This window comes from Leisingera sp. SA215, assembly GCF_055902035.1.
In genome coordinates, this window is record NZ_JBVVXU010000006.1 from 45,110 (window position 1) to 72,099 (window position 26,990).

General features: G+C 60.3%; 23 protein-coding genes and 6 pseudogenes. 12 read left to right on the plus strand and 17 right to left on the minus strand.

All coding sequences use genetic code 11. The features are described from left to right. Positions 1–62: 62 nt before the first annotated feature. The 4 genes and pseudogenes from AC0KW6_RS08475 to AC0KW6_RS08490 all read left to right on the plus strand — a co-directional run. Positions 63–200 (plus strand): annotated as a pseudogene (locus AC0KW6_RS08475) (hypothetical protein); the annotation flags it as partial. A 101-nt stretch (positions 201–301) separates the two neighbouring features. Continuing rightward, on the plus strand, positions 302–424 hold the full coding sequence (locus AC0KW6_RS08480; RefSeq protein WP_323777012.1) for a hypothetical protein: 123 nt from the start codon (positions 302–304) through the stop codon (positions 422–424). A gap of 184 nt (positions 425–608) precedes the next feature. After that, positions 609–1,073, plus strand: coding sequence for a hypothetical protein (locus tag AC0KW6_RS08485; RefSeq protein WP_323777013.1), 465 nt, complete (start codon positions 609–611; stop codon positions 1,071–1,073). A gap of 248 nt (positions 1,074–1,321) precedes the next feature. Further along, a pseudogene (locus tag AC0KW6_RS08490) lies at positions 1,322–1,753 on the plus strand (transposase); the annotation flags it as partial. Here AC0KW6_RS08490 and AC0KW6_RS08495 read toward each other — a convergent pair. After that, positions 1,752–2,408, minus strand: coding sequence for a CatB-related O-acetyltransferase (locus tag AC0KW6_RS08495; protein ID WP_323777017.1), 657 nt, complete (start codon positions 2,406–2,408; stop codon positions 1,752–1,754). The pseudogene AC0KW6_RS08490 and the gene AC0KW6_RS08495 overlap by 2 nt on opposite strands. A gap of 466 nt (positions 2,409–2,874) precedes the next feature. On the opposite strand from AC0KW6_RS08495, the gene ampC reads away from it, so the two are divergent. From ampC to AC0KW6_RS08520, 5 genes are all read left to right on the plus strand, one after another. Then, a complete protein-coding gene (gene ampC / locus AC0KW6_RS08500; RefSeq protein ID WP_474034681.1) occupies positions 2,875–4,029 on the plus strand; it encodes a class C beta-lactamase in 1,155 nt (384 codons plus the stop codon). 60 nt (positions 4,030–4,089) lie between these two features. Then, a complete protein-coding gene (locus AC0KW6_RS08505) occupies positions 4,090–4,416 on the plus strand; it encodes a hypothetical protein (protein ID WP_323777021.1) in 327 nt (108 codons plus the stop codon). Positions 4,417–4,434: 18 nt separating this feature from the next. Beyond that, a complete protein-coding gene (locus AC0KW6_RS08510; protein WP_474034682.1) occupies positions 4,435–5,418 on the plus strand; it encodes a LysR substrate-binding domain-containing protein in 984 nt (327 codons plus the stop codon). 155 nt (positions 5,419–5,573) lie between these two features. After that, on the plus strand, positions 5,574–6,233 hold the full coding sequence (locus AC0KW6_RS08515; protein ID WP_323777026.1) for an IS110 family transposase: 660 nt from the start codon (positions 5,574–5,576) through the stop codon (positions 6,231–6,233). Next, positions 6,230–6,613 carry a transposase gene (locus tag AC0KW6_RS08520; RefSeq protein ID WP_323777028.1) on the plus strand — a complete coding sequence of 128 codons (384 nt, stop codon included), beginning with the start codon at positions 6,230–6,232 and terminating at the stop codon, positions 6,611–6,613. Before AC0KW6_RS08515 ends, AC0KW6_RS08520 begins: the two co-directional genes overlap by 4 nt. A gap of 66 nt (positions 6,614–6,679) precedes the next feature. Here the strand turns inward: AC0KW6_RS08520 and AC0KW6_RS08525 are convergent. From AC0KW6_RS08525 to dctP, 4 genes and pseudogenes are all read right to left on the minus strand, one after another. Continuing rightward, a pseudogene (locus AC0KW6_RS08525) lies at positions 6,680–6,950 on the minus strand (transposase); the annotation flags it as partial. 543 nt (positions 6,951–7,493) lie between these two features. Next, on the minus strand, positions 7,494–8,783 hold the full coding sequence (locus AC0KW6_RS08530) for a TRAP transporter large permease (protein WP_323777031.1): 1,290 nt from the start codon (positions 8,781–8,783) through the stop codon (positions 7,494–7,496). Beyond that, positions 8,780–9,400, minus strand: coding sequence for a TRAP transporter small permease (locus AC0KW6_RS08535; RefSeq protein ID WP_323777032.1), 621 nt, complete (start codon positions 9,398–9,400; stop codon positions 8,780–8,782). Before AC0KW6_RS08535 ends, AC0KW6_RS08530 begins: the two co-directional genes overlap by 4 nt. A 111-nt stretch (positions 9,401–9,511) precedes the next feature. Continuing rightward, positions 9,512–10,510, minus strand: a complete 999-nt coding sequence (dctP, locus tag AC0KW6_RS08540) for a TRAP transporter substrate-binding protein DctP (RefSeq protein WP_474034683.1) — start codon at positions 10,508–10,510, stop codon at positions 9,512–9,514. Between the two features lie 649 nt (positions 10,511–11,159). Between dctP and AC0KW6_RS08545 the strand changes: the two are divergent. From AC0KW6_RS08545 to AC0KW6_RS08555, 3 pseudogenes are all read left to right on the plus strand, one after another. Further along, positions 11,160–11,297 (plus strand): annotated as a pseudogene (locus tag AC0KW6_RS08545) (IS3 family transposase); the annotation flags it as partial. Positions 11,298–11,315: 18 nt separating this feature from the next. Beyond that, positions 11,316–11,567, plus strand: a pseudogene (locus AC0KW6_RS08550) (transposase); the annotation flags it as partial. Continuing rightward, positions 11,534–11,917 (plus strand): annotated as a pseudogene (locus AC0KW6_RS08555) (IS30 family transposase); the annotation flags it as partial. The pseudogenes AC0KW6_RS08550 and AC0KW6_RS08555, both read left to right, overlap by 34 nt. A 43-nt stretch (positions 11,918–11,960) precedes the next feature. Here the strand turns inward: AC0KW6_RS08555 and AC0KW6_RS08560 are convergent. The 12 genes from AC0KW6_RS08560 to AC0KW6_RS08615 form a co-directional block, all read right to left on the minus strand. Then, positions 11,961–13,016, minus strand: coding sequence for a phosphotransferase family protein (locus AC0KW6_RS08560; RefSeq protein WP_474034684.1), 1,056 nt, complete (start codon positions 13,014–13,016; stop codon positions 11,961–11,963). 31 nt (positions 13,017–13,047) lie between these two features. Beyond that, the gene (locus AC0KW6_RS08565) at positions 13,048–15,135 is read right to left on the minus strand and encodes a 3-hydroxyacyl-CoA dehydrogenase NAD-binding domain-containing protein (protein ID WP_474034685.1); all 2,088 of its coding nucleotides are present in this window, start codon (positions 15,133–15,135) and stop codon (positions 13,048–13,050) included. Positions 15,136–15,155: 20 nt separating this feature from the next. Next, positions 15,156–16,346: an acetyl-CoA C-acyltransferase gene (locus AC0KW6_RS08570; RefSeq protein ID WP_323777041.1), complete on the minus strand. Its 1,191-nt coding sequence runs from the start codon at positions 16,344–16,346 to the stop codon at positions 15,156–15,158. Positions 16,347–16,366: 20 nt separating this feature from the next. Further along, complete coding sequence (locus tag AC0KW6_RS08575; protein WP_474034686.1) at positions 16,367–17,872, minus strand: aldehyde dehydrogenase family protein; 1,506 nt, start codon at positions 17,870–17,872, stop codon at positions 16,367–16,369. Continuing rightward, positions 17,856–18,251, minus strand: coding sequence for a carboxymuconolactone decarboxylase family protein (locus AC0KW6_RS08580; protein ID WP_323777045.1), 396 nt, complete (start codon positions 18,249–18,251; stop codon positions 17,856–17,858). Before AC0KW6_RS08580 ends, AC0KW6_RS08575 begins: the two co-directional genes overlap by 17 nt. A gap of 35 nt (positions 18,252–18,286) precedes the next feature. Beyond that, on the minus strand, positions 18,287–19,459 hold the full coding sequence (locus AC0KW6_RS08585) for a CaiB/BaiF CoA transferase family protein (RefSeq protein WP_323777047.1): 1,173 nt from the start codon (positions 19,457–19,459) through the stop codon (positions 18,287–18,289). After that, positions 19,456–20,328: an NAD(P)-dependent oxidoreductase gene (locus AC0KW6_RS08590; protein ID WP_474034687.1), complete on the minus strand. Its 873-nt coding sequence runs from the start codon at positions 20,326–20,328 to the stop codon at positions 19,456–19,458. The genes AC0KW6_RS08585 and AC0KW6_RS08590 overlap by 4 nt, the downstream gene beginning before the upstream one ends. 1 nt (position 20,329) lies before the next feature. Next, positions 20,330–21,568: an acyl-CoA dehydrogenase family protein gene (locus tag AC0KW6_RS08595; RefSeq protein ID WP_474034688.1), complete on the minus strand. Its 1,239-nt coding sequence runs from the start codon at positions 21,566–21,568 to the stop codon at positions 20,330–20,332. A gap of 122 nt (positions 21,569–21,690) precedes the next feature. Next, positions 21,691–22,488, minus strand: coding sequence for an SDR family NAD(P)-dependent oxidoreductase (locus AC0KW6_RS08600; protein ID WP_323777052.1), 798 nt, complete (start codon positions 22,486–22,488; stop codon positions 21,691–21,693). After that, a complete protein-coding gene (locus AC0KW6_RS08605; RefSeq protein WP_474034689.1) occupies positions 22,458–23,675 on the minus strand; it encodes a mandelate racemase/muconate lactonizing enzyme family protein in 1,218 nt (405 codons plus the stop codon). The genes AC0KW6_RS08600 and AC0KW6_RS08605 overlap by 31 nt, the downstream gene beginning before the upstream one ends. A 36-nt stretch (positions 23,676–23,711) precedes the next feature. After that, entirely contained in the window at positions 23,712–25,316 is a 1,605-nt protein-coding gene (locus AC0KW6_RS08610; protein ID WP_474034690.1) for a GMC family oxidoreductase, read from the minus strand. Beyond that, the gene (locus AC0KW6_RS08615; RefSeq protein WP_474034691.1) at positions 25,313–26,989 is read right to left on the minus strand and encodes an ABC transporter ATP-binding protein; all 1,677 of its coding nucleotides are present in this window, start codon (positions 26,987–26,989) and stop codon (positions 25,313–25,315) included. The genes AC0KW6_RS08610 and AC0KW6_RS08615 overlap by 4 nt, the downstream gene beginning before the upstream one ends. Between the last annotated feature and the right edge of the window lies 1 nt (position 26,990).

Here is a 26,990-nt window from a genome sequence, read left to right on the forward strand (position 1 = left end):
ACATTGATTGACAAGCCAGTGCTCGGCACTCGCTAGCCGACCGAAGCCGGGCAGTTGCTGGTATTGGCAACAGGGCCGGAAGAAACGCGGGACGCCGTGCGGGCCTGTTCGCGGAATCCTCGGCAGAGATGATGGCCGGGCTTTGGGGTATTCTGTTTTCGAGCGGTGTCTATTGGCCGCTTGGCTCAGATTACCCGGCGTACCGTCTGACATATATGATCCGCGACGCCGGTATTGGTGTGATTGTCACCCAGGAAAAACTACGCGGCCGCCTGGCGGAGATGATCCTGCCGGGGTGCCCGTGAGCGCCCTGGATGCGATACCCGGAGGGGAAGACAACTATTGCCTGCGCGATCCTGCTCTGCCGCAGGGCGTCCCCTCACTGCTGCAGGCGCTGGTGGATCTGCCGCAATTCGAAAGCTGAACCATACTCACCAACTTGTACAGCGGCGGTGAGGCCCTGACACGCAAGCTGGCCGCCTGGTGAATCTCTATGGTCCCTCCTAATGCACCATAAACGCCACCACTCCTACAGTTGACCCGGCGGCGTTGCCAACGGCCCAGAGATGATCCCGGCCGGCCTGCCCGTTGCCAAAACAAGCTGCAGGGTGCTGTATAAAACTGGCGACCTGATGCGGCGCAACCCGGACGGCACGCTGCAATTCCAGGGCCAGGCCGACAATCAGATCAAATTCCGCGGTTACCGGATTGAACTGGATGAAATCCTGCCAGCGATTGAAAACCACGACTGGGTCAAGGCCGCCGGGGTAACCGCTCTGGGCTTTGGCGTTCCGTACACCACGCCAGTTGACATGTCCTTCCTGGCAATCGCCCTGATGGGCGTTGGCATCGGCATCTGGTTCCCGCTTTCGATCATCGTGGCCATTGACCATGTTGGCGATCCCGCAACCGCGGGCAACTTTACCTCATTAGTGCAGGGCGGCGGTTATTTCCTGGCAAGCTTTGCACCATTGTTAGCCGGTGCGGTCCGCTACTCTACCGGCAACTGCAAACGCTTCTCCACCATGCTGCGCAGCGTTTCCCTGGACCGCAGTCTGCGTGTGGCCGGCTGACACCAGTTCCTCCCAAACAGGTTCTATCCTGCTGCGCTATCCCCGTTGCTAAACCGGGATAGTACATTTGTGGCAATGCTGGTTCAGCAAAATACAGCTAGAAAGCAGAACCGCTCTGGTGCCGGTTCAGGGTATTCTAGCACCTGTATTTGCCATGCGCGCTGAACGTTCCGCTTCTGCCGTGATTTGCACAGCGCATTTGCGATTGTCACGGGCTTTCTGGCAACGGCTGGGCGCACTGGGGGGCGGGCGAGACCAGTGTGTTGCACATCTGGAGTTCTGCTCTGCCCCCCCACATCCACATGATCGTGCCCGGTGGCGGCTTGCCGCCGGACGGCGGGAGATGGGTGGCCTGCAAGCCCGGGTTCTTTCTGCACGTGCGGGTGCTGTCGCGCCTGTTCCGGCGTCTGTTTCTCGACGGTCTCATGGATTTGCATCATGCTTGGCAGCTTGCCTTCTTCGCCGGCTTCGAACGGCCGGCGCAGGCGGATGCCTTCGCGGCCTGGCTAGCTCCGTTCTGCAAATCCGAATGGGTGGTCTATGTCAAACCGCTCTTCGGCGGCCCCGAGGCAGTCCTGGCCGACCTAAGCTGCTACACTCACTGGGTCGCCATCTAGAACCCACGCTTGGTCAGCGCCGATGCCGATAGCGTCGCCTTCCTCTGGAAGGATAACCGCATCACCCATGTTTTTGATCGTATTCATCTGACGCCGCCGACAAGGCGCCGATATCCTGGCTTGCGATGTGCTCTCTCAGAGCAGCAAATTTCGCTTCATCCCAATTGTACAGGTCCAGCTCCAGCAGCCTCGCAACAGTAGCCTCGGGAAAGCGCTGGCGAATTGGCTTGGCGGGGTTGCCTGCAACGATTGTGTAGGGCGCAACGTCCTTGGTGACGATCGCCCCTGAAGCGACCACGGCTCCCTCGCCTATCGTGATTCCCGGCATGATCATTGCCCGCATGCCGATCCAGACGCCATCGCCAATTCTGGTGTCCCCCTTGCCAATATAGGCATCCAGGATGACTTCGGGGAAAGGGTAAAGGCTGAACCAATCTGTCCGGTGGGTATGGTTTCCCCCCATCAGGATGACCGCCTCCGCGCCGATACATACATAGTCACCGATGTAGAGCTGGTCGATGGGCCACATCGGCTCCCATGTCTTGAGGCTATATTCGTCGCCGTAGTGGTAGCGCACGACGCTTTCCTCAAACGAGCCGGTCCATGCTGCGCTGTAATAGCTGTGCGTTCCGCGAAGGTGAATATTGGGGTTCTTGACAGTCTCGTGCAGCAGCTCAACCTTTGACCAATGCTTTGGGTGCGTATTTCCGGGTGACATTGTTGTTAAGCCTCCTTCTCTGATTGCGTAGTTGAAATGATGCCGGTCCGGAAATTAACAGCTTGGCCTGACCGCAATCTCTCGGTCAGCTCATATACTCAACCGCGCTATAAAAATCCATCGGACTGGCGCGGGGCAGATTACTACCGGTTTGGCCGGCAGGATCCACATCGCATTCGCCTATGACTGCTTTCTGATTTTCGCCCGGATGCACCTAGAGCGGACGCGGCTACACATAGAAGTTTGGACGAGGAGCTGAGCAGATTTCCTGCTCCCGGGAACCATTCCAACCGCGGGAGGCTGGCGGCAATGCAACGCTGCATAAAAGATTTCTCAGACACAAATGCAATGCCCTGGAGGGGTTAGAAATTCTAATGGAGCGAGCAACAATTTCTCGTTTGAGTGGTGCGATCTCTGTCTGTAGAGCCGCTCCTACCCATATGGGGGCTTAATCAAAGAGGCAGACATGAAATTTCCTACAGCCGCAGCGATCGCGCTGCTGTCATTTCCAGCTGCGCTTGCCGCCGCGCCCTGGACTGAAGCACAAATGCAAGAGCTGGCTGAAAACAGCTTTGCTTCCGTTATCGAGGAATACAACGTCCCGGGGCTCGTTGTCGGCGTATCGCATCGAGGGCAGTCCTACTATTATGCAACGGGCCTTGCCTCCCGCGCGGGCAATATCCCCGCGTCCGCAGATACGCTTTTTGAGCTAGGATCGGTGAGCAAACTATTCAACGTCAGCCTTGCCGCCCTGGCTGAAGCGCGCGGTGACATGGATCTGAACGAGCAGGTTTCCGAACGATTGCCGGATCTTGAAGGCACCGCTTTCGGACACCTGTCGCTGATGGATCTTGCAACGCACAACTCCGGCGGCCTGCCCCTGCAGGTGCCTGAAACTGTAGCAAGCACCGAAGGCCTCGTGGAATGGCTGGCCGATTGGAAGCCAAGCGAAGCAGGCACCCGAAGCTACTCGAATATCAGCATCGGCTTGCTGGGGCATATCACTTCCAATGTCTTGTGTATGGGCTATGCGGATACTGTCGAGCAGGATCTGTTTCATGAGATGGGCCTGCAAAGCACCTGGGTGAATGTCCCTGAAGAGGCCATGGCGCGCTACGCGTATGGCTACGACCGCAAGACGGATCTTCCGATCCGGGTCAATCCCGGGGTTCTGGACGACGAAGCCTATGGCGTAAAGTCCAGCGCGCGCGACATGGTTCGTTTCCTGGAGCTCCACCTGGGGCATGCCGATGCCCCGAAAGATCTCAGCATTGCTCTGGAAAGGACCCGGCAGGGGCTGGCCCGGACAGACGCCTACGTTCAGAACATGATCTGGGAGCAGTATTCTTGGCCCGCCAGCGTGGAGCAGATGATCAAAGGCAACAGCTACGCCTATATCCTGAAGCCGCAGCCGGTCGAGGAAATCGATCCGCCGTTGCCCCCGCAAGAGGATGTCATCCTCAATAAAACCGGATCGACCAATGGGTTTGGAACATATGTTGCCCTTCTTCCGGGCGAAGACTTGGGGGTGGCGGTTCTGGCAAACCGGAACATCCCGAACGAAGCCCGCATCCGGGCGACTCACGCCTTCATCCAGCGCGTGCTCGCAGATCGGCAGTAGTGTGAACTGCGCCGCCGTTCACTTGCAAAGCGGCGGCGGCGGCACTGAAAGTTTCCGTGAATGAAAAAAGTGATCTTCGGCTTCGCCCTGCAATTGGTTAGCGCGGTCCCGCTTGAAGCGCTCGATGCCTGGTCTCTCGAAAAATGCAGCATCTACAAAAGGGCATGGAGCAGCTACGATGCCGGGCTTCCAGAACTCAGCACGGGATTCCGGGCTTCGAACAAGGCGTTCATCTTAAGCGGCTGCCAGGCCCGGGTATCGGCCTGCCCCTTAAATGACGCCGACCTGGAGGTTGCGGATCAGCTCAGCTGGATCATGGTGATGCAGGGCGCACCGGGTTCATTCCTTCCGTTCTCCTGCAGCCAGCCTTCGCAAACAGCCAGTTGAGCCCGGCGGGTTCTCATCTTGCAGGAACAGATGGGAAAAGCGAAGCTGATGCGGCCAGCCCGATCAATCCGGAATGTAGGAAACCAGCGCATGGACCGTCCCAACCTGCCTTTGAACGCCCTGCGGGCTTTCGAGGTCGCCGCGCGGCAGGGGAGTTTCACCCAGGCGGCTGTTGAATTGCGGGTCAGCCAGGCAGCTGTGAGCCATCAGATCAAAGGGCTGGAAGACCTGCTTGGGGTGCAACTTTTCACCCGCACGCCGAAGGGCCTGCTCCTGACGGACGAAGCTATGGCCCTGTTCCCCGTGATCAACGACAGCCTCGACCGGGTTGGGCGGGTACTCGACGGCTTTCTTGACGGGAGGTATCAGGAGACGTTGCATGTGGGTGTTGTCACGACCTTTGCCGCCGGCTGGCTGATGCCGCAACTAGCCCGTTTCCGCAGCGCCCATCCGGGGGTCGACCTCCGTATCTGGACCAACAACAACCGGGTGGATATTTCCAAGGAAGGCTTGCATATGGCAATCCGTTTCGGCGCAGGGCGCTGGAGCGGGATGGAGGCCGTTCCGCTTATGGAAGCACCGTTGACGCCGCTTTGCTCCCCGCGGCTTGCAGAAAATCTGAAAAAGCCTGCTGATCTGCACGGCCAGGTTCTCTTGCGCTCTTACCGCGCAGATGAGTGGCCAGCCTGGTTTGATAAGGCCGGAGCAGCCTGCCCCAACCTGTGCGAGCCGATTTTTGACAGTTCCATCGCCATGGCGGATATTGCCGAAACGGGAGCTGGAGTTGCGCTGCTTTCCCCGGCAATGTTCGGCGAGCGATTGGAAGCCAGGCGCTTGGTCGCGCCATTTTCCGCTTACATAGAAACCGGGCGCTACTGGCTGACACACCCAGCTCATAAACCTCCCACACCGGCCATGATCAGCTTTCAGGAATGGCTTCTCGACCGTATTTCCAGGAGCCCTGGTCAGGCTGCACCGAAGGCGGGCTTGCTTGAAGAGTAATGCCGATCTTGTCTTTCGGGTTACTGGGACCAATCGTTGCGCCAACTTCGGATCTGCGGCGAATGTCATGGTGTGTTTGCGGCGGCCGCTCTCTCTGGGCGAACGCGGTCCGATAAGATCGGGCTCTGTAAAACCAGCCGTTAAAGAGAACGACCATGTTGCATTATGTTGGTCTGGACGTGTCCGTCAAATCCGTGTCGATCTGTGTTGTTGACAGGGAGCGTAAGGTGCTTGCGCGTGGTGGGACCAGTTCGGATCCGGACGTAATCGCATTATTCATTTCGGTGCATGCCGCTGGGCCGGAGCGGTTTGTGCATGAGAGCGGCATCCTGGCCATCTGGCTCACCCGCGAACTGGAGAAGCGCGACCTTCCGGTCATCTGCATTGATGCCCGGAAAGTGCACAAGGCGCTGTCGGGGCGGATCAACAAGTCCGATCCCGGTGATGCCGAAGGGCTGGCGCAGCTGGCCCGCACCGGCCGGTTCAGCCGGGTTCACATCAGAAGCGAGGCGTCGGAGCGGGTTCGCGTGCTCATCGGCGCTCGGGAGTGCCTGATCCGGATACGCAAGGACCTGGAAGCGCATGTTCGCGGTGTGATGAAGGTTTTTGGGATCTATATGGGTTCAGTTGGCCGTGCAAGCCTGCGGCAGGGCTTCCGCGATCAGTTCGCTGAGGCAGGCCAGACCAACCCGGCACTCGGCGTGATGGCCGGCATGTTCATCCCGATCCACAGGCCCTGTGCGCGGCTATGGAAGCGAGGGATGAAGATCTCAGGCTCATCGCGCGCGAAAGCGGCCTTGCCCGCCGTCTCATGACCGTCCCGGGCGTTGGGCCTGTCGCGGCGCTGTCCTTTATTGCAACCCTCGACAATGCAGACTGCTTCCGGAGATCGCGAGACGCCCGTGCCTTCCACGGCCTCACGCTGAGGCGGCACCAATCCGGCGACATGGACTGGCCCGGCCTGATATCAAAATGCGGCGACCGTGACCTGCGCAGACTGCTCTACTCCGCTGCCGCCAGCTTGATCACGCAGGTCAGAAAGCCGTCACAACTGCGCACTTGGGCCAAGAATTTGCAAGACCGGAAAAGCTTCAAGAAAGCTGCCGTGGCGGTGTCACGAAAACTCGCTGTCGTCATGATGTGCATCTGGCGTGACGGGACTGTCTTCGAACCAGAAAAGGAACTCATCGCCTGACACCAACTGAGACGCCGCCCGCCAGAGACAGGGCGGGTTCAGCGTCCTTCGGGACGGCGGCGGATCAAGCCCGTCCAGGATGAGGCGCCGGTAGAGGCGGGACAGAACCCGGACGGAGAGGAAGAAGTTCCTGCGGCAGGTGATTGCGCAGCAATCTGCCGGGAGGGGTTACGATCATGTGGACATGCGGATGATGGGTCACGCCGGAGGCGTGCTTTCAGCACGACGCCGAGCCCCAGATGTGCAGGACGGATGTGATGCCGATCCGGGCACCGAGGTGCTTGGGCCCGGCGGCGATCCGGATCACCGTGTCTGCGCTTGGCCGCATCAGCAGGTTGTCGATCTCCCGCGTTCGCCAATGTCTCTCCGACCATTGGCACTCCATGTGTACGAGACGTATTGCAATTGAAGTTTGCCCAGGGGCTGAGCGGGCCGCCGCCCAAGGGCCGGGGCGACGGCAGCCTTGAGCTTCTGCTTTTCCCGGCGTCCCCAACCGTGCCGGACCCGGACCGCCCCCCTTCCCGACTGGCCGCTGACCGGCAAGGAGCTACGCAGGCGCGGGGTCACCCGAATAAGGCACGGCCGGTGTCCTCCATCCGATCGATCCTGAAGACCTGCCCCTGAAGCCTCCCAATATCCGTCGCACCGAAGGTGCGCCAGTTCGTCAAAGATGCGCGTCTCCGGCGTGACCCCGGACTTACTATCACTGAGAGGGAGGTACAACTTGCTGGCACATCCCGCATCAGGCCGGCTGGAGGTTATCGGCGGCCCAACCTTCGCCGGCGCCATCCTCGGCCAGCCTGCCAATGGGCGTGAAGTGGCTGTCCGAGATGGCGTGAAATCACCGCCCAAATTCCGTGAAATACGCAAACAGACCTGCTCAGCCCAGCAAGAGTTCGGGCAGCCACAGGGCCACGGAGGGCACGAAAGTTGTCAGCATCAGCGTCGGCAGCCAGGCAAAGATGATAAACACCAGCGTCGGCCACAGCATCTTCGCAACTGGGGTTTCTGACACCTGCGCGCCGAGATAAAGCAGCGGCGCCGTCGGCGGCGTGATGTTCGCCATGCCGAGGTTGACACCAATCACGGCGGCGAAATGGATCGGATCCATCCCCACGCTCTGCGCAATCGGCAACAGGATCGGCGTCGACAACAGCAGACCTGAAATATCATCCATCAGCATCCCGATCAGGATCATCACGACATTGATCATCAGCAGGATCACGATCGGGTTGTCCGACACGGAATAAACCATCTGCTGTGCGATCTGCGGCGCGCCCTGGGCGATCAGATTGTCGGAAACGATCAGCACCATGAAGATCATGATCATCACCACCCCAATGGTGATACCAGATTTCTCGATAGTCCCCATCAGCCCCCGCCACGTCAGCCCGCGGTAGAAGTAGATCGCGATCGGGATCGCATAGACCACGGCAATGCCCGCCGCTTCGGTCGGGGTCATGATGCCGCCATAGATGCCGCCCAGGATGATGACAGGCATCATCAGCGCGGGGCCCGCAAAACGCCCCTGCGCTTTGAGCGCGGGTAAGAAGGGCGAAGGCCGCTCGGACAGTTTGATGTCGCCATGTTTGCGCAGCATGTAATGGTTGGTGATGATCAGCAGGGTGATCAGGATGAAGGCGGGGATCACCGTCGACAGAAAGCATTTGAGCACATGCTGCTGTGCCACCCAGCCATAGAGAATATGGTTGGAGCTTGGCGGGATCAAAAGCCCCAGCGGACTTGCCGCAACCAGCAGCGCCGCTGATTTTCCTTCAGGGTAGTTCGCTTTTTTCAGATGCGGCAGCATGATGCCGCCGATGCAGGTCAGCGTCGAATTGGCGCTGCCCGCAATGGAGCCGAACACCCCGCAGGCCAGCACGGCCGCCGCGCTCAAGCCGCCCTTGAGGTGGCCGACGAACATTTCCGCAATCGCCACCAGCGGCGCCGCGATGCGGCCGCGCTCCATGACGCCGCCCGCGATCATGAACAACGGAATGGCCAGCAGAACCAGCGACCGCAATCCGGTGGAGCCGGTCGGCAGATAGCCGGTGATCGACTGATCGCCCACCAAAGCGATGAACATCAGCACTGCCCCAAAGGCCACAAAAACGCTGACACCCAAAAGAAGCATGGCGCAGACAATGACAAGACTTCCGACGATAATCATGACTGCGCCTCCTTGTTCAGATCAGATTTCAGCGGCAGGCCGAGGCCTTTTCGAATGTGAACGTAAAGGTAGGCGGCCGAAAACATCGCCATGAAGCCAAAGGCAATCATGATCGCGATGCGCCAGGAGACGAAGGGAATGCGCAGCGCCGGCGTCGCCCGCAGCCGCGGAAAGGAGAAGTCATCGACCAGAGAGACGTAGCAGGCATACACGATGAAAACCGTGACAGCCATCTCAATCGCGAGAACCAAAAAGCCGCGCCACCAGATCCAACGCGGATTGGTGATCACCACATCAAGTATATCTGCATTGATGTGCAGCCGGCGCTCTGACGCCAGCACGGCGCCGGCAAAGAAACCGACGATGCTGATCGCAAGCAGCCACTCCTCATATGCGAAAAGATCACCGCTTAGCCCGTAGCGCACAATGACAACCAGACCAAAGGTCACAGCCATCAACGCACCGGCAATGATGACGATCGCTTTCATTAGATACAGAGCCCAGTTCATCGGCACCCCGATGACGCGCGGCAATTCGTCCGTTACTCGGGCCATCTCGCCCCCTTTTTGGCGGTTGAGCGCTCCGAAAATCGGCATTCCAGGATAGCTGTGCTGCATGGCGCAATCCCGATTGTGCCAGCGTACCCGGCGCTATGCTGTCCACCAGCGCGCTCACTTGTTGCAAATGCAAACAGTGGCAACACCATGTGCTGCCACTGCTGAAATTGATTACTGGACCGCTGCCAGTACCTGAGCAATCACGTCCTTGCCAACTGCACCTTCAATGGTCGGCCAAACGGTGGCACGAACATGGTCAGCCATGGCTTTGCGCTCCTCATCGCTGAGCCTGAGGATGGTATAGCCGCTGTCGATCAGTTTTTGGCCAAAGGCCGCGTCATTTTCGCGGTTATACTGGAAGAATTCAGCCGAGGCCTTATCCATCGCGGCTTGGACGACAGCGCGCTGCTCGTCGTTCAGCTTGGCCAGTGTGCGCTCGGAACCGTAGTAGAAAGTCTGCTCCAGCAAGGAGTTGTATTCGATGAAGTGCGTGCCAACGTCTGACTTGGCAAAAATCGAATAGGTCGCGGTCTTGGTGCAGCAGATCGCACCGTCCACGATGCCAGACTGAAGCGCGGGAAAAATATCGCCCCACGACATGGTGGTGGCGCGGTAGCCCAGTGTTTCCACGGTGGCTTTCACCGCGTTCGAGGACCAAACGCGGATGTTCATACCCTTGTCGTCGAAATTATTCCAGTTATCGGGTTCCTTGCTGGCAACGATCCCCACAAAGCCTTCCGGGTTGGCTGCCATGACTCGGACACCGTATTCGTCAGTAATGTCTTGAAGGATGCGATTATAGTCGGAATCCATATCAAGCAGCACACGTTCCATGTCGTCATAGTTGCTTACCAGGAACGGCATATTCAGGAACTCGAGCCGGGAATCCGTGTCGGAATAGATCAAGGCAGAGGCAAAATCGATGTTCCCGCGGGCGACATCCTCAAACAGGGCTTCGCCTGACCCCAGCTGGCTGGCCGGAAAGACGGTCATTTCCAGACCAACATCCGCCGCATTCACGTCAGCCGCGACCTGCTCCATCATCTTTGTGCCCTGGTGGTCGATCGGAAACACACCTGCAAAGCGCAGCTTGATATCCTCGGCAAAGGCGGGTGTTGCAAACTGCAATGCAATCGTGCCGGCGGCCACTGCTGTCAACAGCTTTTTCATTCCTTAGTTCTCCATGTTGTGAAGGCGATAATTATCAAACCGGCTGCCCGGCTTCATTTCCCGCGTTTTTTTTCCGGGCACACCAACTGCCATTTACGGCCCACTGTCGAAGCACCTTGAACGTGACAGGCGCTCTGCATTTCACCCGAAGCTCACAAAGTGTTCGCCAAATCCAGCCATGCTTCCTTCTCCCAAACGCAGCTGCAAGCTTTATAGTGATACAATATCCAAAATCCAATATTTCCATACATCTCAGGAAGGTTTTTCTCAACTAGTTGATATTAAATACCTTTCCAGAGCACACATCGCCTTCCGGCGTTTTTATTCCGCCATGGAAGAGTTCTGGTGTCTTGAAGGCCGATGGAAAGATTCGCACGGCGAACGGCTCGTTTGAGTGTGTTAAACTTGCGTATACTAAGACTGTTTAGAGAAGAATACGGCCTGCCTCTGGCGCAGCGTTTGGCCCACCAGTCGAGAAAGAAAGCATGAGCCCAAGGTACGTGTGAAGCAGAGTGCGGTAAGCTTTGTTAGCTGTCTCACAGAGCCAACACGGCACAAGGTGATGTTATCGGGGTGAAGCCGCTCACACCAGCAGATTATTGAGCTCCGGTCAGCCCTTGGACGATCCTTGATAATTAGTGACCTGCCACCTGCGGACTATGCGCGGACACTGACCGCCGCAATCACCCGGCCCGCTGCGCGAGAGGAAAGCTCCGCGCGTCGGGCGATTGCTCAAACTGCGTCGACCGGCGTAAACGCCAACCGGACTCAAATCTTGGTTGGATGAAAAATGAGTGGCAAGTCAGTACCGGTACAGAAATCCACCGGAGGCAAACAGGTTCTGGGTCGAAGATCAAAGATGGGCCAGCGCAATATCCGACGGTTGCTGATCATTGGCGCGATGACGCAGGTCCGATGGGCGGTCCGGAACGGCGCTCCGAGACGTTCCTGGCTGGAGCAGATGCTGGCGCGTAAACCCCGTATGCTGTCCGCCATTGCACTGGCGGACAAGACCGCTCGGGCAAGCGCACCAAACCGGTCATGGGCAAGTTCATGAAATCAATCAGCGACTTGCCTCTTGCTGCCCGAAAATCCATCACTTTCGACCGCGGCACCGAATTTGTCTCTTGGCCGCATCTGCAAGCACAGATCGGTACGCAGACATGGTTTTGCGACCCCTTTTCTGCTTGGCAAAAGGGCACGGTTGAGACCACAAACCGGCGGGCCCGGCGATGGCCCCCGCGGAAGGGCGATATCCGGCAGCTCTCAGATTACGACAAAAAAGTAATTTGCGACCGTCTAAACAACACGCCCCGCAAATGCCTTGGGTGGAAGACGCCCGCGGAGGTCTTCAGAGAGAAGAGGCGGGAAGAACTGGACCAGTCCCCCTACCCTCAAAGGCAATAGGAGTCGCGGTTCAGGCATCGTTCACACCCGTGCGGGGCGCGTGTCAGAGATTTTCCTCGACGATGCGCCAGGCGTTTTCGGCCCGGACCCGCGCCAGATGGCCAAGCTTGAGAGCTTTTTGCGACGAAGCATTGCCCTCGAGCCCGCGCTTGAAAACCCCCTGGATGATCGCGGCACTGCGAAAAAATGAAAATACCACAAAAAACAGGTGGTTGTCGATCTTCTCACGACCCGCATAGTGGCAGTAGAGGTCAATGAATTCTTGTTCGGTCGGGATACCCAAGCCTTGGAAATCCAGCCCCTTGAACTGTCCGGTAGGCAGGCTGTCGGCGTGGTAGTTGGCGCAGACATAGCCCAGATCGGCCAAAGGGTGGCCCAGGGTGCAAAGCTCCCAGTCAAGCAACGCGATCACCTCGGGGGTGCTGCTACCCACGATGGCATTACCAGGGCGGAAATCACCGTGCACGATGGCCGCCTCGTCGTCCTCTGGCAAGTTGGCGGGCAACCAATTCATCAGCTTGTCCATCGCGTCGATGGTTTCGGTTTCTGTCGCCTTATACTGCTTGCTCCAGCGCGCCACCTGACGGGACAAATAGCCCAACGGGCGGCCAAAATCGCCCAGACCGACGGCGTCAGGCTTCACCGCATGAAGCTCTGCCAGCGCCTTTATAAAGCTGTCGTAGAAGGCGCGTCGTTCCGGCGGGCTTAGTCCGGGCAGGCTGGGATCGTGGAACACCCGGCCTTCGACCATCTCCATGACGTAGAAATCGGTGCCGATCACCGAAGGATCCATACACAGGTGCAGCATTTCGGGCACCGGCACGGGCGTGCCGCGCAGCGCATGCATCACCCGATATTCCCGGTCCACTGCATGTGCTGACGGCAGCAGCGTTCCGGGCGGCTTCTTGCGCAGGACATATTTCCGGCCGCCCGCGACCAGCTGATAGGTCGGGTTGCTCTGACCGGCATTGAATTGCCGCACGCGCAAATCGCCGGAGAAGCCCGGCAACTGGTCAGATAGATAGGACTGCAGGGCGATCTCATCGAAACTGAGCGCCGCGCTGACATCGATGAGGGGCGGTCCGCCGTTCTCACTCATGGTTTTCTTCCTTTTGTGTTTCAGGTCCGGCTCATCCGTTCAAATCCGCAAAATTGCGGCCGTTGCACTGCATCTCGCGAAGTAACTCAGGGACCCGCCAGAAATGCGGGTCTTCGACTGCATAGAGTTCGATCCGCCGGATCAGTTCTGCCGGGCCGATCAGGTCGGCCTGGTGCATCGGCCCGCCGCGATGGCGGGGAAAGCCGTAGCCAAACAGCTCGACGGCATCGATATCCGCTGGGCGCAGGGCGATGCCCTCTTCCAGCACGCGCACCGCTTCGGCGATCATTGCCGTCAGGCAGCGGGCGACGATCTCTTCGCCGCTGAACGCGCGCGGCCTGAGGTTGAGCACCCGGCGCTCGGCCTCGACGATCTTCTCTGCGCCCTGATTGGCGACAGGCGCTTTGCCTGCCTCGTAGATATAATAGCCCTGCCCGGTTTTCCGCCCGAACCAGCCCTGATCGCAGATCTGATCGGCCACCCGTGAATAGCGCTCTTCCGGTGGGCGCGTGGCGGCCTTGCGGTCACGTGTGGCCTTGGCGATATCCAGCCCGGCAAGGTCGTTGACCGCGAAGGGGCCCATTGCGAACCCGAAGTCCTCCAACGCGGCATCGATCCCGGCGAAATCGGCCCCGTCGAGCAGCAGGTAGTCGGCGGCGCGGCGGTACTGTGTCAGGATGCGGTTGCCGATGAACCCGTCGCAGACCCCGGCGCGCACCGGCACTTTGCCGAGCTTGCGTGCCAGTGCAAAAGCAGTGGCCACGCATTCCGGTGCGGTCTCGTCGGCGACGACCACTTCGATCAGCCGCATGATGTGCGCGGGCGAGAAGAAGTGCAGACCGATCACGTCTCCGGGTCGGGCGGTGGCCGCGGCGATTTCGTTCACGTCGAGATAAGAAGTATTCGTCGCCAGGATCGTGCCAGGCTTGCAGGTCGCATCCAGCTTGGCGAAAAGCCCGCTCTTGGCCTCCATGTTTTCGAATATCGCCTCAATGACCAGATCGGCATCCTTCGCAGCATCCAAATTCTCGGTGCAACCAAACTTGCCGAGCGCGGCCTCGTGAGACTCTTCGGTCAGTTTGCCACGTTTCAATGCGCCTGCGAGGTTCTGCTCAATGCCGGAACGGGCGTCAGCAACACGCGCGCTTTGCGCTTCGATCAGGTCCACATCATATCCGCCGATCAGCAGGGATGTGGCAATGCCGACCCCCATTGTGCCGCCTCCGATAACGGCCACCCGGTTTACCTCACGCGGCTTGGCCGGTTTTTCCGGAATCCGACCTGTTGCCCGCTCGGCAAAGAAGGCATGGACCAGCCCGGCGCGTTCGTCGCCCGCCATCAGTTCCATGAAAAGCGCGCGTTCCTTCTCAAGTCCGTGATCAATTGGCAGCGTCGCGGCGCAGACCGCCTCCAAAGCCTTGAGCGGTGCCGTGAGCGTCGGTCGCTTCGATTGCAGTCGGTTCCGGGCGACTTCCACTGCCGCCGGATCTTCTGCAACCGTGCGTTCATCCGTCCGCCGAGAGACAAGACCACCCGCAAGTACATCGCGTGCCACAGCGATCCCGGCCTCTCGCGCCGGGCCGTCGGCCAACCGGTCGAGGATGCCGAGGGTTTGCGCTTCTTCCGCCGGCACGTCACGCCCTGAGCAAATAATGTCAATGGCGCTGGCCAGCCCGCAGAGCCGCGGCAGGCGCTGTGCCCCGCCAGCGCCCGGAAGCAAGCCAAGCTTCACTTCAGGCAAGCCGATCCGAAGGCCGGTCACGCCGACCCGCAGATGCGTGGCCAGTGCCAGTTCTAGCGCGCCGCCGAAGGCCACACCATGCAAAGCGGCAATTACCGGCTTCTCGCTGTCGTTCAACACCTTCAGTACCTGCGGTAGGGTCGGCTCTACGTCCGCCTTGCCGAAATCCTTGATATCCGCGCCGGCTGAAAAGAAGCGCCCCTCACCATAAAGCACGATGGCACGGATCGCAGGATCGCGCGTCAATGTCTGAAAGGCCTCGTAAACGGCGGTGCGCAGCGCCAGACCAAGCGCGTTGACGGGTGGTTTGGCAAGTCGGATCAATCCGATATCGCCCTCGATCTCGACCCCAGCGATTTCGTTGGTTTCGTCTTTCATAGCTACAGCCCCTTCGCCATTCATTCCAAACGCTCGATGATCACCGCAATGCCCTGTCCAAAACCGATGCACATCGACAGGCAACCGTAGCGCCCGCCGCTGGCCTCAAGTTGACGTAGCCCGGTCAGGATCAGCCGCGCGCCCGATGCACCAAGCGGATGGCCGACGGCAATCGCGCCGCCATTCGGATTGAGCCTTGCGTCATCGGGCGCGATGTCCAACGCGGCGCAGCAGGCCAGCACCTGAGACGCGAAGGCTTCGTTGATCTCGATAACGTCCATCTGCTCAAGGGTCAGACCCGCCCGGCCTAGCGCCTTCGGAATGGCATGGGCCGGGCCGATCCCCATCACCCGTGGCGCGACACCTGAAACCGCCCCGGCAAGTATGCGCCCGCGCGGCGCGGGGCCAAGCCCGTTGCGGCCGATCAGCAAGGCCGCCGCGCCGTCGTTAATGCCTGAGGCATTGGCGGCGGTGACGACGCCTTTGGGATCAAGCGGATGCAGCCCGGCCATCTTGCCCAATGTCGTATCCGGGCGAGGATGCTCGTCGTGCGCCACCGTCGTAACAGCGCCTTTGCGGCCCGCTATTTCGATCGAAGTGATCTCATCCGCAAAGTACCCGCCGATACGTGCGGTTTCAAAACGATGCTGACTCGTCGCGGCGAACAGATCGCAGGCGTCGCGGGACAGATCGAATTCAGCTGCCAGATTATCGGCGGTTTGCGGCATGGTTTCGCTGCCGAAGGCGTTTTGAAATTGCGGGTTGGGAAAGGGTTTGCCGGCAGTCGCGTCGTGGATTTCACCCTGCCGCGACCATGCGGTCGCGGATTTGCCCAATACAAACGGCGCGCGGGTCATGCTTTCCACGCCGCCCGCGACAAACAGATCGCCTTCGCCCACCGTTACCGCCCGTGCCACATCAAGCGCGGCCGACATGCTGGAGCCGCAAAGCCGGTTGACCGTCTGCGCACCCACCGCTTCCGGCAGACCGGCAAGCAGGGCAGAAAACCGCGCAAGGTTGCGACTGTCTTCGCCGGACTGGCAGACATTGCCCAGAACAACGTCCTCGATCTGGTCGGCTGGCAGATCACTGCGCGCCATCAGCGCTTCAATGACCTGCGCCATGAGGTCATCAGGACGTATCCCGGCAAGCGCTCCGCCATGCCGACCAAAGGGGCTGCGCAATCCATCGTAAATATAGGCGTCCAGCATTGTCTTCTCCTCGCTTCGGCTCAAGCGGCGGTAAATCGGCCGGCCTCGGCCATTGCGTCGATCGATGGCATCACCTTGACCTCAAGATATTCCTCAAGTCCAAAGGCCCCTCCTTCGCGCCCATTGCCGGACTGCTTGAAGCCGCCAAAGGGCGAGCCATAGGCGGCCCCCTGCCCGTTGATCGCCACGACCCCGGCGCGCAACTGCGCCGCGACCCGCCGCGCCCGTTCGGCGCTTCCGGTCTGGAGATAGGCGGCAAGACCGTAATCGCTGTCATTGGCGGTTCGGACCGCGTCTTCCTCGCTGTCAAAGGGGATGATCGACAGCACCGGGCCAAAGATCTCTTCGCGGGCGATGCGCATGTCGTTGTTCACGTCGGCAAAAATCGTCGGTTTGACGAACCAGCCTTTTTCAAGGCCTTCCGGTCGCCCCGGCCCACCGGCCAGCAGCCGCGCGCCTTCGTCTATGCCAAGCTGGATCATCGACTGAACCCGGTCGAATTGCATCTTGTCAAAAAGCGGCCCGATATGCCCGCCTTCCTTGGCCGGATCATCGACAACCTGTGTCTCAGCGGTCTTGCGCGCAAGGTCCAGCACCGCGTCGTAGCAGCTGCGCTCGACCAGCATTCGCGTCGGCGCATTGCAACCCTGACCGGTGTTGAGAAAGCAGCGCTGGACCGAAGCGGGCACACAGGTTTCCAGATCGGCGTCGGCAAAAACCAGATTGGCCGACTTGCCCCCCAGTTCCAGCGCAACGCGTTTGACGCTTTCGGCGCTATCGCGCGAGACCATGGCCCCGGCCCGGGTCGATCCGGTGAAGGACATCATCGCAACGTCCGGGTGCCGCGACATCGCGCTTCCCACGCCAGCACCGTCCCCGAAAACCAGGTTGAACACCCCGGCCGGCAAGCCGGCCTCGTGGACGCATTCGGCAAAGATCGCAGCCGAAAGCGGCGTGTGTTCGGATGGTTTAAGAACGCAGGTCGCCCCCGCCGCAAGCGCCGGCATCACCTTCTGAGCGATCTGGTTGATCGGCCAGTTCCACGGGGTAATCAGCCCGCAGACACCAATCGGCTCTTTGCGGATGATGTCGCCGTTCGGCAGCGTGTATTCTTCCTCATGCGCCTCAAGTGCGGCGATGAAGGCGTCGGCGTGACGCGGGCCGCATCCGGCCTGCGCGTTGCGGGCCAGGGTAATGGGCGCGCCCATCTCCTGACTGATCGCCTGCCCCATATCTGCTGTCCGGTCTTCCAGCGCTTGCTTGAGCGCGCGCAGATAGCCCAGCCGCTCGGACTTGGAGCTGCACGAATAGCTCTCGAAAGCACGCTTGGCGGCGGCGACGGCACGATCCACATCCGCAGCAGTACCCAGAGTGACTGTGCCGATTTGCGCTTCGGTGGCCGGGTTCATGATCGCAAAGACCTGTCCGCTTTGACCGGCCGTCCAAACGCCGTCGATGTAATGCCTGTCTAGTGTCGTCACTTCGCCGCCCTCCTGTTCTGTCTCTTGCTCACTTGTCGGCCGCATCCAGCAGTCCGCGCTCCTCGAGCACCTTGCGGGCATGGCGGAAACACTCCAGCGACTGCGGTACACCACAATAGATGCCGACGATGTGGATGATCGAACGGATCTCGTCCTTGCTGACGCCGTTGTTGATCGCGCCGTTACAATGGATTTCCCATTCGTGCATCTTGCCGAGTGCTGCCAGCATCACGAGATTCAACATTGAACGGGTCTTGAGGTCGATGGTCTCGTCGCCCCAGCCGAAACCCCAGCACCACGCGGTCATCGCCTCCTGAAAAGGCAGTGTGAAATCATCCGCGGCGGCGAGGTTTTTCTCGACATACTCCGCGCCGACAACCGCCTTGCGCTGTTTGAGGCCGAGTTCGAAAAGATCGTTGTTCATGTGTTTTGCTCCTTGGGACTGCGCCAGCGGGCCGGTCATGCGACCACACCTTCGGCGTATAGCGTGTCAATTTGGCCCTCGCTGTAGCCCAGCTCTCCGAGGATCTGGCGGGTGTGCTGGCCGACGGTTGGGGATTGTGCGAGATCATCGCCCGGGACAAAGGACGGCAGCCCGGGAATGTTGGGCACCGGCCAAGGGTCGTTGGCACCGGCCTGCGGCAGCCACGAAAAAACCCCGACTGCCTCGGCCTGCGGATGGTTCACGAATTCACGGTAGGTCTGCACAACCTCGTTCTGCAGCCCGGCCTCGCTAAGCAGGTCCGACAGGTCCTGGGCCTTCCAGCCTTCGGTGATCCGGCGCACGTAGTCGTAGAGAAAGTTGATATCCTCCAGGCGTCCGGCGATGGTGCGGTACTTCTCGTTGGCCCACAGGTCATCAAGCTTCAGCAGATTGCAGAAAGTCTCGAACTCGCGGTCGCGGACGATGTTGATTTGGATATGGCCATCGCTGGTCTTGAAGGTGCCCGATGGCGCGGTGGAGGCGCGTCGCGGCCCGGTGCGAAAACCGCTAAGCAGCCGCACCGCCTGAATGCTCGCCGCCGCTTCCAGCAGGCTGACCTCGATCTTGCGGCCTTCGGCTGCATCTCGCCGCGCATAGAGTGCCGCCGCGAGGGCCTGTTGGGCATAGAGCCCGGTCGACATGTCGAAATAGCTGACCGGGGTGTGATGAGGCGTGCCATCCATGCCGGTGTTCTCGGCGACAAAGCCGCTGAAAGCCTGCAGCATCGGGTCCATCGCGGGGCGGTCACGCATTGGTCCGCACTGGCCGAAGCCGGAAACCGAAACGTAGATCAACCCCGGATTAAATGCCCGCAGCCGCTCGTAGCCATAACCCAGCCGTTCTGCCACCCCGGGCCGGTAGCCCTCGATGAAGACATCGGCCTCGGCGATCAGCTTGTCGACGATCTCGCGGCTCGGCGCGCTCTTAAGGTTCATCGCCAGCGCCCGCTTGCCGCAGTTGGCGACGATGGAATAGGCAGTGTGATCGCCGTAGACGCCGCCGATCAGGCGCGCCCAGTCGCCGCCCTGCGGCTCGATCTTGATCACATCCGCGCCCTGCTGGGCCATCAGCATCCCGCAATAGGGACCGGCAAGCCCCTGCGAAAGATCGACGACCTTCAGCCCTTCATACGGCATTTCGAAACTCATGATCGTTTCCTCTTTTCAAGGACCTCGAAAACCCGGGTGAAGTCCGATTGCGGCGGCAGGCTGTCTTCGACAAGGTTCCAGACCTCCGCCACACGTTCGCCCAACAGGTTTGAGGTTCCGGCCTCTTGGACGAACTCGTTGTAAAGGCGAACGTCCTTGTTAAGCAGTTCCGCGAAGAAGCCTGCGTCATATGTGCCCGTCAGGATGCGATTGGGGAATTTATCCTCGATGGCCGTGTTGTTGCCGGTCGAGACCTTCACCACGTCAATGATGGTCTTCATCTCAACGCCATGCGCCAGACCGAAGAGCACCGCCTCGGAAGACGCCGCCATGGCGGTGGCGGACAAGAAGTTGTTGAGAAGTTTCACCGCCTGCCCCTGCCCCGGCGTTTCGCCAACATGGAAGGTGTTCTTGCTGAACAGATCAAGGATCGGCTGGTGCCGTTCCATCTGTGACTTGGGGCCGGACCAGATGATGGTGATCGCGGCCTTCAGCGCGCCCTGGCGTCCACCGCTGACCGGCGCATCGACAAAGGTCATTCCCGCGCCCTGGATGGTGGCGGCGGCCTCTTTCGCGGCGGCCGGGCCGATGGTGGACATGTCGATAACGACCTTGCCAGAGACATTGTCCATCGCGGCAATCTCGGCGGTGACCGCGTTGACGATCTTGCCGTCGGGCAGCGACAGGAAAATTGTGTCAGAGCGGTCGATGACCTCGGCCAGGTCGCCGGCCTCGGTGGCACCTTCGGGTGCGCGGCCCGGTACGCGGTCATAGCAGATCAGCGGCGTCTCGCCCTTGGCGATGAAGGCGGCCATGGGCTCACCCATCTGGCCCAAGCCGATGAATCCGATGGTTTCGGGTGCAGACATATCAGCGCTCCTCGGTCTGGTATTTGCGCAGTTCGAGCCGCGCGATCTGGTTCTGGTGCACTTCGTCCGGACCGTCAGCGAGCCGGATGGCACGCGCCCTTGCATAGGCGTAGGACAGGCCGAAATCGTTGGAGACGCCGGCGGCGCCGTGCGCCTGGATCGCCCAGTCGATGACCTGGGCGGCCATGTTCGGCGCCACCACCTTGATCATGCCGATCTCCTTGCGGGCTTCCTTGTTGCCGACTTTGTCCATTCGGTCGGCGGCCTTCAGCGTCAGCAGCCGCGCCTGATCGATCAGGATGCGCGACTGGGCAATCCGCTCGCGGGTGACGCCCTGGTCGGACAGGGGCTTTCCGAAGGGACTACGGGTCAGCGCGCGTTTGCACATCTTCTCCAGCGCCACCTCGGCCTGGCCGATCATGCGCATGCAGTGATGGATGCGCCCCGGTCCAAGCCGCCCCTGGGCGATCTCGAAGCCGCGGCCTTCGCCCAGAAGGATGCTGGAGACCGGAACCCGCACGTTGTCATAGATGATCTCGCCATGCCCATGCGGCGCGTCCGAGAAGCCGAAGACGGGGATCATGCGCTTGATCGTCAGCCCGGGCGTGTCGCGGGGGACAAGGATCATGCTCTGCTGACGGTAGGGGTCCTCGCCATCGGGGTCGGTCTTGCCCATGACGATGAACAGCTTGCAGCGGCTGTCGCCCGACCCGGAGGTCCACCACTTGCGGCCGTTGATGACATATTCGTCGCCGTCCCGGGTGATGGTCAGGCTGATGTTGCGCGCATCCGAGGAGGCGACGTCGGGCTCGGTCATGGAAAAGCACGAGCGGATTTCACCGGCCAGCAGCGGCTCCATCCATTGCTTCTTCTGCTCTTCGGTGCCGAAGCGCTCAAGCGTTTCCATGTTGCCGGTATCGGGAGCGGAACAGTTGAAGACCTCGGCCGACCAAGGCGCGCGGCCCATGATCTCGCACAGCGGCGCATATTCGAGGTTGGTCAGCCCGCCGCCCTTGCCGCTGTCGGGCAGGAACAGGTTCCAGAGCCCGGCCTCGCGCGCCTTGGGCTTGAGTTCTTCGATGATCGGCACCCCACCCCAGTTTTCCCAGTGCTCGACGCCATAGCCCATGTCCTGCAACTGCCGGGCGTAGAGGTCCTGGTTGGGATAGATGTGCTCGTCCATGAAGGCGTTCAGCCGGTCGCTGAGGTCCTGCACCTTGGGGCTCAGATCGAAATCCATTGATTTTACTCCACTTTTTTCCGGCTCTTGGCCTATGTCAGGCCGCAGGAGACCACCGGCCACACAAGGGCCGTTGCGCCACCTCCCGCGGCGAAGTTCTTCTTTTCAGGTCAGCGCGGGCCTTACGGGCCGACGATGGTGGTACCGCCGTCGACGACGATAACCTCCCCGGTGATGAATCTGGCCGACGGGCCGGCCAGGAAAGTAGCGACCCCGCCGATGTCCTCGGGCTCACCGAGCCTCCGGACAGGGGTGCGCGCGATGCGGTCGTCACGCAGGCTGTCGTTTTCCCACAGGGCGCGGGCGAAATCGGTCTTCACCAGTCCCGGCATGATGCAGTTGACGGTGATATTCTTAGGCCCCCATTCCACCGCCAGCGAGCGGGTCACACCCACATCGGCAGTCTTGGAGATGCCATAGGCCCCCAGCGTGGCCGAGCCGCGCAAGCCCCCGATCGAGGAGACGATGATAAAGGCGCCACCCCCGGCCTCGGCCATGTGCGGCATGGCCGCGTTGGCGAACCAAATCGCGCTGTGCACGTTCGAGGTCATCACCTTGTCGAAGGCCTCGTCGGTCAGATCAGCCAGCGGTCCGTAGACCGGGTTAACTGCCGCGTTGGCGACGAAGATATCGATCCGGCCCCATGTTTCATGGGTTTTCGCTACCAGTGCCTCGCATTCGTCTCGGCGCGAGATGTTGCAGGCGACAGCGATGGCCTCGCCTCCAGAGGCGCGGATTTCCTCGGCTGCTAATTCGCAGGCGTCCAGCTTGCGGCTGGCAATGGCGACCTTGGCGCCCATCGCGGCGAGATGATGGGCGATGGACAGGCCGATCCCCTTGCTGCCGCCGGTCACGATGGCGACTTTGCCATCTAGTGAAAATGGGTTCTTCATGGTCTTGTCTCCGTTGGTATGGGCCATGCGGGCGTGTCCTGCATCCGCAGTTGCAGTCGGTCGCCGGTATAGGGATTGGCCTCGGCCACTTCTTCGTCGAGTTCGACGCCGAGCCCTGGCGCGGTCGGCGGGATGATATAGCCCTCTTCCCAGCGGATCGGGGATTTGAGAATCTCGGCATGAAAGCCACCCCATTGCTCGATCCCCTCCATGATGAGGAAGTTCGGGCTACAGGCCGAAACCTGGATATTGGCTGCGCCGACAATCGGTCCGCAGAACAGGTGTGGTGCGATCTGCGCGTGAAAGGCCTCCCCCATCGACGCGATCTTCTTTGCCTCCAGTATCCCGCCAACACGACCAAGGTTCATCTGAAGGATTGAGGCGGCATCCTGACGTAAGAGGTCGGCAAATTCGTACTTGGTGGTCAGCCGTTCACCGGTCGCCACCGGAATCCGAGTGCCGGCTGCAACCCGCGCCATGCCCTCGATATTGTCGGGCGGCGTCGGCTCTTCGAACCAGAGCGGATCGTGCGGCTCGAGCCGCCGTGCAAGCCGCAGCGCCCCTGACGGAGACATCTCGCCATGCGTGCCGATCAGGATATCACAGGTCGTGCCCACCGCTTCGCGGACGCGCGCGGTATAGCGGTCAGCAAAGTCCAACGTTTCCATCGAAAGCTGCCGAGGATCGAACGCAGTGTATGGCCGCGCCGGGTCGAATTTCAGCGCGGTAAAGCCTTGCGCGACGTATTCCAGCGCCCGCTCTGCCGCTGCATCCGGATCGTCATAGACCTTCTTGTTCGAAACAGCATCTGGCGGGGCATTCAGATAAGTGTAGCTGCGCAGGCGTTCGTGCACCTTCCCACCGAGCAATTCGTAAACCGGTTTGTCGAGCGCCTTGCCGATAATGTCCCACAGCGCCATCTCGATGCCGCTGAAGATGCCCATCACGGTAGGATCGGGGCGCTGCGAGAAGCCGGCGGAATAGACAAGGCGGAAGTGCCGTTCGATCTTGAACGGATCCGATCCAACAAAATGACGCTCGAACATGTCGTCGATCATCGCGGTCAGCGCCCTAGGGTGGAAAACCACGCCGTAAATTTCGCCATAGCCGACGATGCCGCATTCGGTCGTCACCTTGACGAAGACCCAATAAGGCCCGCCCCGGTGGATCGATTTGTTTCCGACCACGAAGGTCTTGATATCCTTGATCTTCATCTGGTTGTTCGCTTCTTGATTGTGAACTGGGTCATGTCAGGTGATGTCTTCGAGGATCATGTCCGCTGCCTTTTCACCGATCATGATACAGGCCGCGTTTGTGTTGGCGGAAACCAGCGTCGGCATGATAGAGGCGTCGGCCACCCGCAGCCCGGTAAGGCCGCACAGCCTGAGCCGGGGATCAACCACAGCACCGTCATCCGTCCCCATGCGGCAGGTGGAGCTGGGGTGAAAAATCGACGAGCCATTGGCGCGCACATAGGCAAGCAGCGCCTCATCGTCGGCTACTTCGGCACCGGGCATCATTTCGTCGCTGATATAGTCGGACAGCGCGGGCTGGGCGGCCACCTTGCGCACCAGTTTCATGCCCGCAATCATCGTTTCGCGGTCGGTGGGCGTGTCGAGATAGTTCGGCTGGATCGATGGTTTCACCCGGTGATCGGATGAGGTGATCCGCACATAACCTCGGCTTTCGGGGCGCAGCTGGCACATGGTGACGGTAAAACCAGAAAACGGATCGAGCGTGCGACCCCGTTTCTGGGCAGTATACCGCAGAAAATGAAACTGTACGTCCGGCGTAGCGCATTCGGGCCGTGTCTTGGCGAAGACCCCGACCTGCCCCGCGCTCAACGACATTGGTCCGCTTCGATCCCTGAGCCATTGCAATGCAACACCCACTTTGCGCGGCCAACTGCGCACTTCGTCGTTAACAGTGACAGGCTGCGCGCACCGATAGGTGCTGCGGCAGGTGTAGTGATCCTGTAGGTTTTCGCCGACCTCCGGCAGATCGTGCACCACCTCGACACCGTGTGCGCGCAGCATGTTGGCATTGCCGATGCCCGAAATTTGGAGAATCTGCGGTGAATTGATCGCCCCGGCCGCCAGCAATACCTCGCGCCCGGCACGCAGGATCTCGACTGCGCCGCCCTTTTCGACTTCGACACCGATGACACGCGTGCCGTCGACCATGAGCCGCCGCACCATGGTGTCGGTCTGCACATGCAGGTTGGGCCGCTTGCGCGCGGGCTTCAGATAGGCCGTCGCCGCGCTGCTGCGCCAACCGTTGCGGGTGGTGACTTGAAAATACCCGGCGCCCTCCTGCTCGCGGCCGTTATAATCGGGGTTGGTCGGAATCCCGGCCTCCGCCGCTGCAGCGATATAGGCGTCACAAAGTGGATTTGGACTGGCACGGCTGACGCCAAGTGGCCCGTCGCGACCGTGGAATTCCTCGTCGATGTCGTTGATCGAAGCGCCCTCAGCACGGCGGAAATAGGGCAGTACATCGGCAAAGCTCCAGCCGGGATTGCCGAGCTGACCCCAGTGATCGAAATCCGCCGCCTGTCCACGTGCATAGACCAACCCGTTGATCGAACTGCACCCGCCCAGCACCTTGCCGCGCGGCCAGTCAAAGCGGCGACCGGCTGATTGTGGCACGTCTTCGGTTTGGTACTGCCAATTGATGCGCGTGTCGTCCATCGTGCGGTAATATCCGATGGGAATATGGATCCATGGGTTCAGATCTCGTGGCCCGGCTTCCAACAGAAGGACCCGCAAGCCCGGCTTTGCAGACAGGCGATTGGCCAGCACGCATCCGGTCGAGCCCGCGCCGACAATGATGAAATCGTAGGACGCGTCGGTCATAATTCAACCGCCTTTCGTCCGGCGGAAAAATCCTGCGGCGCGAATTCGACCATGTCCGGAATTTCCCATCCCTGGCCCGGCTGCGCGGCAATCAAGGCCTTGGTGTATTCGTGCTGCGGCGCGGTAAATATCCGTCCGACGCCGCCACGCTCGACCACTTCACCGTGTTTCATCACCAGGACCTCGTCGCAGATCTGCGCTGCAACCCGCAGGTCATGGGTGATGAAGATCACTGTCAGGCCAAGCCGGTCGCGGATGTCGTTGATCAGCTTGAGTACTTCGCGTTGAATCGACACGTCGAGCGCCGACACCGCCTCATCGGCGATCAGTACCTTGGGATTGACCACAAGCGCCCGGGCGATGCAAAGCCTCTGGCGCTGGCCACCAGAAAACTGGCTGGGATAGCGGTGTACGGAATACTTGGGCATCTGTACGATCTCAAGAAGTTCGTAGACCCTGCGCCATGCTTCGGCGCGCGGCACCCCGAAATTGATCGCGCCTTGGATCAGCTGGCTGCCAATGGTGCGGCGCGGATTGAGCGAGCCGTACGGATCCTGAAAGACAATCTGGATGTCCTTGCGGTGCTGACGCAGTTGGGCCGACGTCTGGCTGGCAAAATCTACACCAGAAATGTTGATCGCGCCGCTGTCGGGGTCAATCAGCCGCATCAGGCAGCGCACAAGCGTGGTCTTGCCAGACCCGGACTCGCCAACGATGCCAAGGGTTTCGCCGCGCCGGACCTGAAACGATATATCGCTTACGGCAGCCACCGTACGGCTTTTCTTGAACATGTTTCCAGCGGTATGGAAGGTCTTTTTGAGTCCCTGGACGTCGATGACGACCGGGTTTTCCGAAACCTTTTCTTCGCGCTCTTCGGCGCGACGCGGGACCGCATCTATCAACGCGCGGGTATAAGGATGTTGCGGGTGGTTCAGCACTTCTTCGGCTGAGCCCTGTTCCACGATCTGCCCCTGACGCATCACGACAACGCGGTCGGCAATTTCGGCGACCACTCCGAAATCATGAGTGATGAACATGATGCCAGCGTCGTGTTTGGCGTTGAGTTGCTTGAGCAGGTGCAGGATCTGCTTTTGGGTCGTGACATCCAGCGCGGTCGTCGGCTCGTCGGCGATTAGCAATTTGGGATCGAGGGCCAGGGCCATCGCGATCATGATCCGCTGCCGTTGACCGCCGGAAAGCTGGTGCGGATAGGAATTGAACAGCCGCTCTGGGTCAGGCAGCCGCACCTCTTCGAGCAACTTGAGCGTGCGCTTTCGCCGCTCGGCAGCGTCATAGGACCGGTGTACGCGGAAAACCTCTTCGATCTGGTTCCCGACGGTATAGGCCGGGTTGAGCGCCGTCATCGGTTCCTGAAAAATCATCGCCATGCGGTCGCCGCGCAGATCGTTATGTTCGTTTTCGCTCAGCTGCAGGACATCGCGGCCATCGAATTCGATTTGCCCGCCCGTAACCTTAAGGCTTGACGCGAGCAGACCCATCGTCGCCAGCGAGGTGATCGATTTACCGGAACCGGATTCGCCCACGACGCAAAGGATTTCCTTGGGACGGACATCGAAGGTAAGGTTCTCGACGGCGTTTTCACGTTCGACTCGGACAGGAAGGGCCACCGTGAGGTTGCGTATCGAAAGGATTGGCTTGTTCGTATTGGTCATG